The following is a 13,327-nucleotide window of genomic DNA, read 5'->3' on the forward strand; positions in this document are numbered from 1 at the left end:
TTTTAGTCAATTCGATGACTGTCGAATGCCTTCACAATGTTGTCTGAAGGGGAAACATCATGATGCGTACGATCGCTTTGTTGGTTGCGGTGGCAGGCACGACCTGCGGCTGCGACCAGTTCGAGAACATGTCGCCGGGCCAGAAGGGTGCGGTTACCGGAGCGGCCCTGGGCACGGGTATCGGAATGGTCTCCGGCGGAAGCTTCGGGCAGGTGGTGGGCGCCGGCCTGATCGGCGGGGCTGTCGGCTATATCGGTGGCACGGCCATCGGCAACAAGAACTAAGCCGGAGGACGCCGCATGAAAACCACGACGCTTGCCGGACTGGCCGCACTCGGCGTTCTGACTGCCGGTGCATCGACTGTACTCGCTCAGACTGCGAACCTGACCTTCGACAGGGCGGCTTACGTCACCTGTCGGGAAGCCCATACGCTGCCGCCGGACCAGCGCGTCTCCCTGGCCGTCTTCCTGGCGGAACATGCCGCCCGGCACCGCGGTGTTTCGATCCCCGACGGTGAAATGGGCGCTCAGCTCGCGCACCTAGTGCGTGGCGGGTGCACGCTTTCCCCCGACGCCTACCTCTTCACGGTGATCGATCGGGCGGTCGCTGTGGAGTCGAGCCGGCTTCCGAAGCGCTGACGGCTATCTCGGAGCAACTCATGAACTCGGTACGCCGCGTGCTGGCCGAGGCGCCGTTGTCTTGGTTGCTGCTCGCCGTGCCGATCGCCGCCTGGATGCATCATGCGCGGCCCGATTCGCCACTCCTGGTCTTCGTGCTTGCCTGTGTCGCCATCGTTCCGCTGGCCGGCCTGCTGGGCGTGGCGACGGAGAAGCTGGCGGCGCGCTTCGGCGAGGGGATCGGCGGCTTCCTCAACGCCACACTGGGCAACGCTGCCGAACTCATCATCGCCCTGGTAGCGCTGCGCGCCGGCATGCTCGACGTCGTCAAGGCGTCGCTCACCGGCTCGATCATCGGCAATCTGCTGCTGGTGCTGGGCGCCGCCTTCCTGGCGGGCGGGCTGCGGCACAAGATCCAGAACTTCGCCACCATCGGTGTACGCACGCAGATCGGCATGATGGCGTTGGCCGCCATCGCGATCCTGGTGCCGTCGGTTTTCGCCGCCATCGGCTCGGGCGAGATGGCAAGCCGTTCGGTCCGGTTCAGCGTCGTGGTCTCGGTGGTGCTGCTGGTCGTGTATGCGCTCAGCCTCCTGTTCCTGCTGCGTACCCACGCCGATCTCTTCCGTGGGGAGGCACCGGCAGTCGAAGGGGAGCATCACGGAATGCCATGGCCCCTGTCGCTCACGGTCGGCGTCATGGCCGCCGTCACGCTGCTGATCGTCTGGATGAGCGAGATTCTGGTCGGCACGGTCGAGCATGCCTCCGCCGCGCTGGGACTCTCCAACCTGTTCGTCGGTGTCGTAGTGGTTGCGGTGGTCGGCAACGCGGCGGAGCACAGTACCGCGGTGCTGGTTGCCATGCGCAATCGCATGGAGATGGCGGTCGGCATCGCCATCGGCAGCAGCACGCAGATCGCCCTGTTCGTCGCACCTCTTCTGGTGCTGCTCAGCCTCGTGGTGGCCCCCGAGCCGCTCACCCTGGCTTTCTCCGGCGTCGAAGTGTTCCTGGTGCTGGCTGCCACCTTCGTCGCCTCGATCTTGCTCCTGGATGGCAAGTCCACATGGTTCATCGGCGTGCAGCTCATCGCCGTCTATGTGGTCATGGCAATCACCGTGTTCGCGATTCCGGCATAGTCGGATCATGCTGCTACAGTTCGTCGTGGGAGCGGTCGCCTCCATCTGCAATATCGTCATCCATGCCCTGGTCATGCTGGTGCTGGTGCGCGTGGCCCAGGGTGCGGCCGCTACCTCCAGGCTGGGGCCGTCATTGGTGCTGGTCACGATCATGGTCGCGACGGTGTCGGTCCTGATGATGGCGCACGGCCTCGAGGTCCTTGTCTGGGCGGTGACCTACGCGATGGTGGGCGCCGCGCCTCCCGGATCGGATGTTCTCTACTTCGCCTTCGTGAACTACACGACGCTGGGCTACGGCGACGTGATCCCCGTTCAGCAATGGCGCCTGATCGGACCGACGACCGCGATGTGCGGGGTGCTGATGTTCGGCTGGTCGACCGCGGTGATCTTCGACGTTCTGCGCCGGACACTGCTGACCCTTCCGGCGGTTCCATCGGACAGGCACGTCCGCTGACAAGTCGTCTCAGGGGCTCCTGAAAGCGGATTGCCATATGTTCGGGGCGCCGCAGGTGGCTTCGTCATGGCTGGTATGTTATGATTGCATGGTGCGTAACGGTGCAATTCCCGGCAGGCCGCTCGCGTTCGGCGCGCTGCAACCGCTCAAGATGCCATCGAGCCTGCCCTGCGATTCGTGTATCGGCAGAACACTCAATCTTTGCAGGCCGCTCGACGACGTCCGGCTTCAGCATCTGCTTTCCCTTGGCGGTATCCGGCACTGGAAAAGACACGAAACGCTCTTTCGTGCCGGAGATCCCATTGGCGCCTTCTTCAAGATCCGCAAGGGCATCGTCGCGGTCGCGCACACGCTCGATGACGGCCGCCGGCAGATCACGGCCCTGCGCGCGCCCGGCGATTGCGTCGGCTATCTCGACAGGGACGGCCGCTATGCCTTCGAGGGGCAAGCGCTGACCGACGTGGAAGCGTGTGCCTTTGATCGCCGAAAATTCGACGCCTACGTCGCTCAGCACCCCGACCTCGCCGCGGCGCTCGTCGAGGCACTCTCGAGCGCGCTGAAGCAATCCGGCATGCTGTCTCTGGTGTTGGGGCAGCTCCGGTCGACGGAACGGGTGGCGCACTTTCTGGCGGAGATCAGCGCGCTCTATGCCGAGCGGCATGTCTCCTTCGCCCAGCCGCTGACGCTGCATATGGGCCGGAACGAGATCGCCGACTATCTCGGCCTGACGATCGAAACGGTGAGCCGCTCCATCGGCAAGCTGAAGAGCCGCAATATCATCGCCTTGGTCGAGAGCGGCGAAGTCGTGATCCTGGACTTCGAGCGCCTTCGCGACGCCGGCAAGGTGACGGGGTAGTACCGTGGAAGGGGCTTCATGACCTGCCCCGATGGTTTGATATCGATCAATGACAGGCATGGCTCGGCGGCCGAGGCTTGCTACCATGGTACGTGGATCCCTTGCCCAGGCAGGCTGGGGAGCGGCCGTAATTCAAACCGAGGGGGAGACCGACAATGACGTATTCATCCCGCCGCAATGCCTTGAAGCTGCTGGCCGGAGGCGCTCTCGCCGCTGGCGGTATCGCAACGCTTGCCACGACGGCCTCGGCGCAGGAATTCGTGGTCACCAACAACTACCAGAACTTCAAGCGCGGCAAGATCGACGGGCTCCATCCCGATCGTCGCATCCTCAACATCACCTGGGAGGACATGGGCCGCATCAAGATGCGGGCGGCCGACCTGGTCACCAACTACCCGTCGCTGCGGGAAGGCATGATCGTCGACTGCAACTATTTCGACCATATCGACGTGTTGATCGCCAAGAAATCGCCGCAGACGGACGCCCAGGCCAAGGCCCTGATCGACAAGGGGGCGCAGTTGACCGGTATTCCCGGGGCGCGCGAGCCGATCCGCATGTGGAGCATGTCCGGCATGGTCACCAAGGTGACCCCGGAAAATGGCGGCCTTTGGCTGATCAATGCGTCGAACGGTAAGCCGGAAGAGCCGTCTCCCAACAGCGGCGAGGTCATCACCATGCCGCAGGTTCTGACTGCGGCCGGCAAGCAGTCGCTGGCCTCTCTGAAGCCCGGCGACGTCGTCAATACCGTCTGGACGCACCAGACGGCGATCGCCGTGAAGATCATCCGCTAGGGCGGCAGTCGCCGGTTCCGGCGACAGGACCAGTGATGCCGGACGTTGCCGATCATGCAGCGTCCGGCTTTTTTGTGCCCGCATGCCATGGCCTTGCTTGACCAAAATCAAAGGCCCGGGGGTGGATCGAGGGTAGCGTGCCGTTCATGCTCACCGAGGTGCACATGCCAAAGAAGAGCGGTCACGGCGCCGGTCCCGAAAAGCTCAAGCGCAAGGTCTACGAGAAGGAACTGCGCGAGCTGCAGGTCGAACTCTGCCGACTGCAGGACTGGATCAAGGTCTCCGGCGAGCGTGTGGTCATCGTGCTGGAAGGCCGCGATGCGGCGGGCAAGGGCGGCGCGATCAAGGCCCTGACCGAGCGTGTCAGCCCCCGCGTGTTCCGGGTCGTCGCGTTGCCGGCACCATCCGACCGCGACAAGACCCAGATGTACATCCAGCGCTACGTCGAGAGGTTCCCGGCGGGCGGCGAGATCGTGATCTTCGATCGCAGCTGGTACAACCGCGCCGGCGTCGAGTACGTGATGGGCTTCTGTACACCCGAGCAGCACCGGCGCTTCCTCGACATCTGTCCGGTCTTCGAGAAATTCGTGATCGATGGCGGCCTGCGTCTCATCAAGATCTGGCTCGAGGTCGGGCAGGAGGAGCAGGACCGCCGTTTCAAGGCACGGATCGAAGATCCCGTGCGACAGTGGAAGCTGAGTCCGATGGATATCGAGTCCTATTCGCGCTGGTACGATTACTCAAAGGCGCGCGACCTCATGTTCCAGCATACCGATACCGAGCACGCGCCCTGGCACATCGTCCATTCCGACGACAAGAAGCGCGCCCGCCTGAACGTGATCGCGCATATCCTGTCGCAGATTCCCTACAAGAAGGTGGATCGCGCCAAGGTCAAGCTGCCGTCGCGTTCCAGCAAACGAGCGTATGACGACCAGTCTTCGATTGCCGGTCGACGCTACGTCGCGGAAAAATTCTAGGCGCAACGCCTCGTCCCCTTTCAAGGAGAGCAGAATGTCCAAACTGATGAGCGTCAAGGAACTACATGTGAAGATGGCCGAGGCGGAAGGTGCCAAGGCTTCAGCGGCCCTGAAGGCGCACGAGGCGGCCGAGGCGGAGAAGAAGGCCTTCATCGATCATCTCCTGGCGCCGTCGGGCCTGACCGATGCGCAGGTCAGCGAGAAGGCCTCGATCATCATCGAGCGCGCGATGGCGAACGGCCTGACCTCGGTCCAGGTGCTTCGCTTTCCCAACCACATCTGCACCGACGGCGGCCGGGCGATCAATCAGGTCGAGGATGGATGGGAGAAGACTCTCACCGGCATTCCCAAGGAGATCTACGAGTACTGGAAGCGGCAGCTGCGCCCGCTCGGCTACCACATCCGCTATCACATCGTTGACTATCCGGGTGGCATGCCGGGCGACGTGGCGATTACCTTGAGCTGGGGCTGACCGCCGGGAGAGAGGCATTTCATGCAATCGCGCAGAGTCGTCGTCGCCGCGTTCCTCACGTTGCTCAGTCCGGCCGGTCTTGCTCAGCCTTCAGCATCGGCCTTCGTTGGAACATGGAAAGGCGACGTTCCCGGGATTGGCGAGGCGACCCTCATTATCAGCGCCGTTGGAGGCAATGGTCGCGTCGAGGGCCGGATGGAATTCGCCCTCCAGGGCTTCGTTTCCACGTTCGCCGATAGAGCCGATTCGGTGAAGCGCACGAACCAGGGCACTGTCGTCGACGGGACGCTCACCATCGAGGCGGCGCTGGGGGGACGATACCTCCTGCGCCGTACGGCCGAGGGTCTGAGCGGCAGGTACATCCGCGGCACGACCTTGGATGTCCCGGTGACATTGCGGAAATCCTGACGAACAGGGTCACCACAGCATGCGGATGCCGGCGGTGAGCGCGTGGCTGGACGTCTGGCTGGAGACGTCGCCTTCGTAGCGGAGATAGGCCGACGTCGCGTCGGCGATTGCTGTGTTGGCGGCGATGCCGAGTATGACGCTGTCGCGTTGTGGCGCGGCGCCGAACGTCGTGAAGGGCGAGGCGGGGGCGCCGATGAACGAGGCCGTGACCGGGCGCGCCGTATCGGCGAACTCGTGGCCCCAGCCCAGTCGGAACTGCATCGCAAGCTTGTCGCGCCAGCCGAGGTCCATGGCGCCGCCAAGCTGGGCGCCGAACACAGTGCGCAGCGAACTGGTGGTCTGTGCCGCGACGCTGAGGCCGAGCGCGCCGGCGCCGGTTTCGGTGAAGGCGTTCTGGGTAGCCGTGGCGGCCTGCAGGCGGGCGAACGGCGTGACGACGGCCTGGGCCAGGCCGCCAATATCGAAGCGATAGCCGGTCTCCAGCTGGCCGAATACCTGGTTGACGCCGGTGCGGCCCTGGGCGGTTGCGGCGGGGATGCCGGGAAGGGCGATCTGACGGGTCATCTGGTTGTCGGAGTAGGCATAGGCGGCGAGCGCGTCGACGTATACGGGGCCGCGCGCGTAGCTGCCGTAGAGTCCAGCCTGCACGGTGCCGGTGGTGCCCTGGCCCTGGAAGCCCTGGACCCACTGGGTGCCGCCGCTGTAGCCGAGGGTGACGCCGAGCAGGAAGTCGGGCGAGAGCTTGCGGTCGATGCCGGCGGCGAAGCCGCCGAGATTGTAGGTGAGGGTGCCGGCATTCGTCGTGCCGAGGATGGTGCCGAGGCCACCGACCGCCCCGCCCCAGGCGCCCCACAGGGCGGGCGTGACGCTGTCGCAGGCGACGTCGCAAGCCTCGGCCAGGGCCACGCGGTTGCCGCCGCCGGTGGCGCCGCCGGCCTGGCCCGCGAAGTTGCTCATGAAGAGCTGCGCGCCCGCCACGCCTACCGAAGAGAAGGCGGAGTAGTTCTGGCCGCTTAGCGCATTGAGGGCGGCGCTGCCGGCGCTTGGCGGCAGGGTGGTGAGGGCGGCGATGGCGCTGCCGAACGAGCCGGTCGCGCTGGTTGCAGTGGCGTCGAGCGTGGCACCGACGGCCGCCTGGTTGGGTGTCTGGGCGCCGCGGGTGAAGCTGCGCGCGACGGTGAGGTAGGCGTTGCTGGCATCGTAGCTCAGCGAGGGGAACAGGAAGGCGTAGTTGCCCGTGGCGCCGGCAAAGGCACCGGTGACGCCGCCGGCGGCGTTGAGGATCGTGTAGGTCCGCTGCGCGGCGTAGGAGCCGGGGTCGGCAATGAAGTTCACGGTGCCGCCCAGCACGGCCATGCCGGTGACGTTCACGCGGTCGGCCTGGCCCTGGTTGTTGAGCTCGACCTGATAGGTGGCACCTGTCGCCTGGGTGAGGTTGCCCGTGACGGACAGCGTGCCGATCGAGTTGCCGGGGGCCAGCATGCCGCGGTTGGTCACGCTGCCGAAGATCGTGCCGGCGCCGCCCAGGCTGCCGCCGAGACCGACCGTGACGTCGCTGGTGATGCTGCCGTTGACCGCGAGCCGGCCCTTCGTGACCGTGGTCGGGCCGGTATAGGTGTTGACGCCCGTCAGGGTCAGCACGCCCGTCCCTTGCATCGAGAGGCCGCCGCTGCCGGTGAGGACGGACGCGAGCGTCGTGGCGGCGGACTCAGTGACGGTGAGCGTCCCGGCGCCCAGCGAGATCGTGCCGCCGGCTCCCTGGAGCAGGCCGACGCTGACATCGTTGCCGTTCAGATCGAAGGTGCCGCCATTGACGACGAGCGCGCCGAAGGGCGACAGGGACGCGCCGGCCGCGAGACGCAGGGTCCCTTCGTTGACGACGGTACCGCCGGGGTAGCTGTTGGCGCCCGACAGTGTCAGGATCCCCAGGCCCGTCTTGGTCAGGCCGCCCAGTCCGGTAACCGCCGTGTCGAAAGTGACATTGAAGGCATCAGTATCCACGATGCCGCCACCCACACCCATCGTGACGGCGCGCGGTGTCGTGAAGGAGCCGGTCGCCAGCAGCGTGCCGCCCGCCAACGCGAGCCCGCCCGAGGGGTTGCCCAGCCGGCTATCTGCATCGATGGCCAGGGTACCGCCGCCGGTGACGGTCGTCCCACCATAGTAGCTGTTCGCCGCGGTCAGGTTGACCTGTCCGCCCGAGATCGTGAGGCCACCGGTGCCGAATATCTCGCCCGAGAACGTGCCGGTGCCGCTCTGCTGCAGCACCGTCGGCCCCATCAGGAAAGTGCGCATGGTGGAGAGAAAACTGTTGGGCAATTCCACCAGGCCGGCGAGTGCGACGCCCGGGCTCGAGGTGCCGCCCGTCGTGTTGCCGGTCCAGTAGTAGCCGACATAGCCGTTGGCGGCATCGTAGAGATAGTCGAAGCCGGCGTAGAACTCGCGGCCGGTGTTGACGTAGGTGCCGGAGGCGACATTGTCCGGACGTACGGTGCACGGCGTGGTCGACGGAGCCAGATCGGTCGGACAGGTCGCCGATGGATGTTCCACGGCGGAGATTCCGTACGATGCGAAGTTGCCGGGAAAGCTGATGTCGACCTTGGTGCCGGCCCTCGCCCAGTTGTGGGTGTTCATTCCCGAGCCGGGCAGGGGCGTCACGTACATGTAGTCGATACCGGTGTCTTGCAGGATCGTGCCGGGCGTGGCCTTGCTGCCGTCCCCGCCCTCCGGGGGTGTCACCTTCACGGTCATGCTCGTGATTCCCCAATCGGTATCGGTCGGGTTCCTCCCAAGCTTTACGAAGGCAAACTGGTTGTTCGGCGTCGAATCACTGTTGGGGATGCCGAGGACGACTTCGCCGTTTCGGATGACATAGCCCTTGCGCACGAGGTCGACCGAGCCTGACTTAACCCAGGTCAGGTTGAGCAATGGATTGTGGCTGGGCGTCATCTGTACGGGATTGACTGAAGCGCCATTGGTGCGGTCGAAGCCGACGCCCATGTAGAGGACATCCTGCGCGGACTCATCGCTAACGTAGAGGACGGGAACCTGCGTCGTGGCGACCTTGGTCTTGCCGGCGGCATCGTAGAGGTCGACCGAGACATTGTAGTAGGTGCCGGTATGGGCGACGCCGCTGCTGTCGTAGGCCTGGCTGCCCGGTCCGATCGGCGTCAGTCCGGTTGGATCGAAGTGCTTCGAGCCGACGACGATACCGCTGGAGCCGGTGTCCATGATGGCCGCTCCCATTCGGGCCGTTCCGATCTGGATGTTGATCTTGGCGGCTTGCCGGGAGTCCATGGCCTTGTCGTCGGCGAATCCGATCACCTGGGTGACATTGGGGCCGCTGTACATGTTCCATCCGGACGGAGGTTCCGCCCGGGCCGGCATGTGGCCCGCGGTGACAAGGAGGAGGGTCAAGCCGATCAGGGGGACTTTTTGCTGCGTCATGACGGGGTGCTATCTCGGTTCGACTGCTTTGATGACCAGCGCCGCCCCATGATCGTTCGTCCAGGTGCCGGTCACCGAGGGCGGTTGAGCCACTGCCTGTTGTGTCGCGGCGTAAAGTGCTGCCAGTGAATGTCCGAGGATCGACGCGAGGCGCGGGCTCATTTACGGTCCGGAAGGTTGCCGGCTCCCAATGCACCGCAAGTCGTTCCGTCATTCCAGTGAAAACCAGCGCGCCAATGTCCCCTTCCTGCCAATTCCGCGATAATCGATCGGCGCAGCGGCGAACATGACGGGTTTTCTCCACAATCGCTGGGCACAGCTCGCGGCCGGCATCGTCTGCATGGTGATGATCTCCAGCCTTCAGCATGGCTGGACGCTGTTCGTGCATCCGATCAACGCGAAGTACGAATGGGGACGCGCCGCCATCCAGATCGCCTTCACGATCTTCATTCTGAGTGAAACCTGGTTGGTGCCTTTCGAGGGCTGGTTCGTCGACAAGTTTGGCCCCCTGCCGGTCGCGCTCGCGGGCGGCGCACTGGTCGCCATCGCCTGGAGCCTGAACTCGGTCGCCGATTCGCTGCCGCTGCTCTATCTCGGCGCGGCGCTGGGCGGCATCGGCGCAGGTTGTGTCTATGGGACCTGCATCGGCAACGCTCTCAAGTGGTTCCCCGACCGCCGCGGGCTGGCGACCGGCCTGACGGTCGCGGGCTACGGGATCGGCTCGGCGCTCACCATCGTCCCGATCCATCGTACGATCGACCATCACGGCTACGAGGCGGCCTTCCTCTGGTTCGGCCTGGGCCAGGGCGCGCTGGTTTGCCTCGCGGCGCTGGCACTGCGCAAGCCGGAGGCCGCGACCCTCGCGATTCCGGAGCGCTTGCCGCATGCCCTCCACGATCACAGGCCGGGCGAGGTGCTGCGGTCGCCGCTTTTCTGGGTGCTCTTCGTGATGTCGCTGCTGGTGACGGCGGCGGGACTGACCTTTACGGCCAATCTCGCCGGCATCGCCCGCAGCTTCGGAGTGGCTGACGTGCCGGTCAGCATGCTGGGCCTGACCCTGCCGGCCCTGACCTTCGCGCTGACCTTCGATCGGGTCACCAACGGCATCGCGCGGCCGCTCTGTGGCTGGCTTTCGGACTATATCGGCCGCGAGAACACGATGTTCTTCGCCTTCACCATGGGTGCCCTGAGCATCCTGGCCTTTGCGCGGTGGGGTGACGAGCCGGTGATGTTCGTGCTGCTGGTCAGCCTGGTCTTCTTCGCCTGGGGCGAGGTCGCGAGCCTGTTTCCCGCGACGTGCACCGATTATTTCGGATCGGGCTATGCCACGACCAATGCCGGCATGCTGCACACGGCGAAAGGCTTTGCCGCCATGCTGGTGCCGCTGTCGGATACGCTGGTCCGGGCGACCGGCGACTGGCAGATCGTCTTCGCGCTGGCCGTCGGTGCGAACGCCGTCGCCGCTCTACTCGGTATTGCCGTTCTGCGACCGATGCGGGCAGCATGGTTGCGGCGCGAGTAGCGCCTAGTCCATCTTCAGCAGGCCGCTCTTCTGCAACTCCTGGATCACCGCGTCTTCCTTTTGCAGGAAGGCGCTCAGTTGCTGCGGCGTGAGCGATTCGGTCTCCGCGCCGAGGTCGTTCAGCTTCCCCTTCACGGCAGGTTCGGCGAGGGAATTCGCCACGGCGTCGTTCAGCTTCTTCACGATTTCGGGGGGCGTGCCGGCCGGCGCCATGAGGACGATCGGCGTGGTGCTGGCGAAGTCCTTGAGGCCCGTTTCCTGCAGGGTCGGAACGTCGGGAAGCTGGCCGGCGCGGCGCGCGGTCGTCACGACGATGGCGCGCAGACGGCCGCCACGGACATGGCCGATCGAAGCCGGCACTTGGTCGATCACCGCATCGATCTGGCCGGCGAGAAGATCGTTCAGCGCCAGACCGTTGCTCTTGTAGGGGATGATGTTGAAGCGCACGTCGAGCGCCTTCTGCATCTGCAGCAGAGCGAGGTGGTTGGTGCTGCCGTTGCCCGGATGCCCGATCGAGAGCTTGCCGGGATTGGCGCGCAGCCAGGCGAGCATGGAAGGCCAGTCGCGGAACGGACCATTGGCGTTGACCACGATGTCCATCGGCGAGGTACTCAGCAGGGCGACCGGCGCGAAGCTTGCCAGCGTGTAGGGCGGCTTGCCGCCAGTCATGCGGGGGCTCACGAGGAACGTGCCCGTCGACCCCAGGACCAGCGAATAGCCGTCGGGCAGCGACTTCGCGACGGCCTCGGCGCCGATCGCGCCGCCGGCGCCGCCGCGATTCTCGACGATCACCTGCTGGCCGAGCTGTTTGCCCAGCGCCTCGGAGAAGAGGCGTCCCGTGAGGTCGGCATTGCCGCCAGGCGCGAATGGGACCACGAGCCGGATCGGCTTGTCGGGATAGGCGGCCTGCGCGAGGACGTGGCCGGCCGGCAGGGCTGCCAGCAGGGCCGAGATCGCCATGCGTCGCGTGAACGACTTCATTTCGTGAAACCTCCCGTCACGTCTATTGTTGCCGCATGATAACCGGGAGCAGGCTGGGCGCACGCGCCGTCATCGTGGGAGCGGGCATTGCCGGCCTCGCGGCAGCCGCGGCACTCGCATCGTTCTTCGAGGCGATCGAAGTCCTGGACAAGGATGCGCTTCCAGACACACCGCGTCCGCGAAAAGGTGCTCCGCAGGATTTGCAGGTGCACACCCTGTTGAAGGGCGGCGAACTCGCCCTCGAGAGCTTGCTGCCTGGTATGCGTGCGGCCATGCGGGCGGCGGGCGCGACGGAGGTGCGTCAGACCGAAGACGTCTCGATCTGGGAGCGGGATGCCTGGCATGCGACGCGCGATCTCGGTCGCAGCCAATTGATGATGAGCCGGCCGGCTTTCGAGCAGGTGCTGCGCCGGCAGGTACTGCAGCTGGGCAATGTCGTGATCCATGATCGCACGCCGATCGATGCACTGCCCGACAACTTCGACCTGACCGTGATCGCGACGGGACGGGGGGACAGGCTGCTGGCGGGTATCGACGTACCGGAGACGGTTCTCGGGATCGAGGTGAGCTACAGCTCTGCCCGTTTCGCCAAGCCGACGCGATTCCGCGGCGAAGGCCGGTTCATCGCCTGCATTCCGCTGCCGCCGGACGACCGCTACGGACTCGTCTGCCCGGTCGAGAACGACGAGTGGCTGATCACGCTGTGCAGCCGCTTCGACGACAGGGTGCCGGACGATCTCGACGGGTTCCGGGCCTATGCCGATGCGCTGCCGGTGCCCGATATCGCCGATCGTCTGCGCGAGGCCGTGCCGCTGACGCCCATACGCGGCTATCGCATCGCCGAGGCACGCTGGCGGCATTTCGAGCGCGGCGCAGTACTGCCGCCGCGCGTGCTGCCGATCGGCGACTGCATCTCGAGCTTCAATCCGACCTTCGGGCAGGGCATGTCGGTCGCCGTCGGCCATGCTGTCGCGCTGCGCGACGCGCTGGCAAACTGCCAGCATAGGCTCGACGGCGTTGCGCCGGCCTACCTGCCACGGGCGGCAGAGGTCAGCCGGCAGGCCTGGTCCCTCGCGGCCCTGGTCGACCTCGAATATCCGCGCACGAAAGGTGTCCGGCCGCCGAACTTCGACAAGATCGTACAGGGTACCGAGGCGATGCGGCGGGCGGCGGCGTTGCATCCCGAGGTGCAGCTCCTGCGCTTCGAGATCGGCAATCTCGTGAAGCCCGATTCCGCTGCGCGCAGCGGACCGGCGGTCCGTCTGGTCGCGCGCGAGATGGCTCGCGCGGGAGGACGATCCCGTGGGCGGTGAGGTGCTACCCGATCTCGATAGGCTGCGGCGGGAGATGTGGACGCGGCAGAGGCAGGCGAGGGCGGCGGTGCGGATCTATAACCGCGGCTCGTGGATCCGCTTCGCCCTGGTGTTCATTCCCGTACCCCTGGTCGTCGTGACCTTCCGGCTCTACCTGGAGGCCTGGCACTACTACATCCTGGGCGGCGCCTTCATCTTTTTCGCGGGCCTGCTCTATGTGCTCGATGACCGCGCGGCGACGCGGCGAGAAGCGGCGCTCCTGGCCGCCGGAACCGCGCGGGCGACCTATCAGAAGGCGCGTTCAGAGGCGACCCTGGGCAATAATATTTCGTGAACGGGGCCCCGACACAGGA

14 protein-coding genes are annotated in these 13,327 nt (G+C 65.6%); 12 read left to right on the top strand and 2 right to left on the bottom strand.

Annotated elements, in window-relative coordinates:
- The first annotated feature begins 59 nt into the window (after positions 1-59).
- From Q0Q48_RS14655 to Q0Q48_RS14695, 9 genes are all read left to right on the top strand, one after another.
- Positions 60-284 carry a hypothetical protein gene (locus Q0Q48_RS14655; protein ID WP_295138948.1) on the top strand — a complete coding sequence of 75 codons (225 nt, stop codon included), beginning with the start codon at positions 60-62 and terminating at the stop codon, positions 282-284.
- Between the two features lie 15 nt (positions 285-299).
- Entirely contained in the window at positions 300-638 is a 339-nt protein-coding gene (locus Q0Q48_RS14660) for a hypothetical protein (protein ID WP_295138949.1), read from the top strand.
- Positions 639-658: 20 nt separating this feature from the next.
- Positions 659-1,753 carry a calcium/proton exchanger gene (gene cax, locus Q0Q48_RS14665; RefSeq protein WP_295138951.1) on the top strand — a complete coding sequence of 365 codons (1,095 nt, stop codon included), beginning with the start codon at positions 659-661 and terminating at the stop codon, positions 1,751-1,753.
- 7 nt (positions 1,754-1,760) lie between these two features.
- Entirely contained in the window at positions 1,761-2,207 is a 447-nt protein-coding gene (locus Q0Q48_RS14670; protein ID WP_295138953.1) for a potassium channel family protein, read from the top strand.
- Positions 2,208-2,244: 37 nt separating this feature from the next.
- Entirely contained in the window at positions 2,245-3,063 is an 819-nt protein-coding gene (locus Q0Q48_RS14675; protein ID WP_295138955.1) for a Crp/Fnr family transcriptional regulator, read from the top strand.
- A gap of 155 nt (positions 3,064-3,218) precedes the next feature.
- Positions 3,219-3,854, top strand: a complete 636-nt coding sequence (locus tag Q0Q48_RS14680; RefSeq protein ID WP_295138957.1) for a hypothetical protein — start codon at positions 3,219-3,221, stop codon at positions 3,852-3,854.
- 146 nt (positions 3,855-4,000) lie between these two features.
- Entirely contained in the window at positions 4,001-4,831 is an 831-nt protein-coding gene (ppk2, locus tag Q0Q48_RS14685; protein ID WP_295138960.1) for a polyphosphate kinase 2, read from the top strand.
- Positions 4,832-4,865: 34 nt separating this feature from the next.
- On the top strand, positions 4,866-5,303 hold the full coding sequence (locus tag Q0Q48_RS14690; RefSeq protein WP_295138963.1) for a hypothetical protein: 438 nt from the start codon (positions 4,866-4,868) through the stop codon (positions 5,301-5,303).
- A gap of 195 nt (positions 5,304-5,498) precedes the next feature.
- Positions 5,499-5,711, top strand: a complete 213-nt coding sequence (locus tag Q0Q48_RS14695; RefSeq protein ID WP_295138965.1) for a hypothetical protein — start codon at positions 5,499-5,501, stop codon at positions 5,709-5,711.
- Positions 5,712-5,720: 9 nt separating this feature from the next.
- Here Q0Q48_RS14695 and Q0Q48_RS14700 read toward each other — a convergent pair whose 3' ends face one another.
- Positions 5,721-9,158: an autotransporter domain-containing protein gene (locus tag Q0Q48_RS14700; protein ID WP_295138968.1), complete on the bottom strand. Its 3,438-nt coding sequence runs from the start codon at positions 9,156-9,158 to the stop codon at positions 5,721-5,723.
- A gap of 286 nt (positions 9,159-9,444) precedes the next feature.
- Between Q0Q48_RS14700 and oxlT the strand changes: the two genes are divergently transcribed.
- A complete protein-coding gene (gene oxlT, locus Q0Q48_RS14705; protein ID WP_295138971.1) occupies positions 9,445-10,680 on the top strand; it encodes an oxalate/formate MFS antiporter in 1,236 nt (411 codons plus the stop codon).
- A gap of 3 nt (positions 10,681-10,683) precedes the next feature.
- Here oxlT and Q0Q48_RS14710 read toward each other — a convergent pair whose 3' ends face one another.
- Positions 10,684-11,661, bottom strand: a complete 978-nt coding sequence (locus tag Q0Q48_RS14710) for a tripartite tricarboxylate transporter substrate binding protein (protein ID WP_295138973.1) — start codon at positions 11,659-11,661, stop codon at positions 10,684-10,686.
- Positions 11,662-11,696: 35 nt separating this feature from the next.
- On the opposite strand from Q0Q48_RS14710, the gene Q0Q48_RS14715 reads away from it, so the two are divergent.
- Both Q0Q48_RS14715 and Q0Q48_RS14720 read left to right on the top strand, forming a co-directional pair.
- Positions 11,697-12,974 carry a hypothetical protein gene (locus tag Q0Q48_RS14715; RefSeq protein ID WP_295138976.1) on the top strand — a complete coding sequence of 426 codons (1,278 nt, stop codon included), beginning with the start codon at positions 11,697-11,699 and terminating at the stop codon, positions 12,972-12,974.
- Positions 12,964-13,308 carry a hypothetical protein gene (locus Q0Q48_RS14720; protein ID WP_295138979.1) on the top strand — a complete coding sequence of 115 codons (345 nt, stop codon included), beginning with the start codon at positions 12,964-12,966 and terminating at the stop codon, positions 13,306-13,308. Before Q0Q48_RS14715 ends, Q0Q48_RS14720 begins: the two co-directional genes overlap by 11 nt.
- Positions 13,309-13,327 lie beyond the last annotated feature (19 nt).

It is taken from the genome of uncultured Reyranella sp. (genome assembly GCF_945957355.1).
GTDB lineage: Bacteria > Pseudomonadota > Alphaproteobacteria > Reyranellales > Reyranellaceae > Reyranella.